The sequence below is a fragment of the Alcaligenes sp. EGD-AK7 genome (assembly GCF_000465875.3).
Taxonomy (GTDB): Bacteria; Pseudomonadota; Gammaproteobacteria; order Burkholderiales; family Burkholderiaceae_B; genus Alcaligenes; species Alcaligenes phenolicus.
In genome coordinates this window covers 1-559 of the sequence record NZ_AVOG02000053.1, presented here as the reverse complement: position 1 = coordinate 559, position 559 = coordinate 1, and the positions used below count along the sequence as shown (strand labels likewise).

Annotated in this window: 1 pseudogene; it reads right to left on the bottom strand. The window is 66.2% G+C overall.

What is annotated here, in order from left to right:
• Positions 1-285 precede the first annotated feature (285 nt).
• A pseudogene (locus tag N879_RS15710) lies at positions 286-559 on the bottom strand (DeoR family transcriptional regulator); the annotation flags it as partial.

The following is a 559-nucleotide window of genomic DNA, read 5'->3' as shown; positions in this document are numbered from 1 at the left end:
GTGGTCGCGGTCGCTTCAGAGGCTTGGCATCGCTTGAGGGAACGACTTGTCCGCGCACAGGTGCGGCAGAGCAGGGGGGGATGCAGAGGGTTTCCACGCTTAGGGCGTGGGCGCCGGCTGCTGACATTGGCAGGTCGCACGCGCCCAGGCGGAGCATGCGGACAATAGGCGGGGCGGGTGAATCGTTGCCGGCCGCCGTTAGCGGCCTGGACGATGGCGACCGCGGCTCCTGGATTCTCCGTTCGTGGGAGCGGACCGGGCCGCGAAGAAGGGCTGACGCCGAACCTAGTCGGCGATCTCCAGATGCACCTTGTACCGTGCCAGCAGTTCGGCGAACACGTCGTCCGGCTGGGTATCGGTGAACAGGCAGTCGATCTGCTCCAGGGAGCCGAGCCGGGTCATGGCGCTGCGGCCGAACTTGCTGGAGTCCGCCGCGAGGAAGACCTTGCGCGCGTTATGGATGATCGCCTGGGAGACGCGGACTTCCTGGTAGTCGAAGTCGAGCAGGGTGCCGTCCTCGTCGATGCCGCTGATGCCGATCAGGGCGAAATCGACCTTG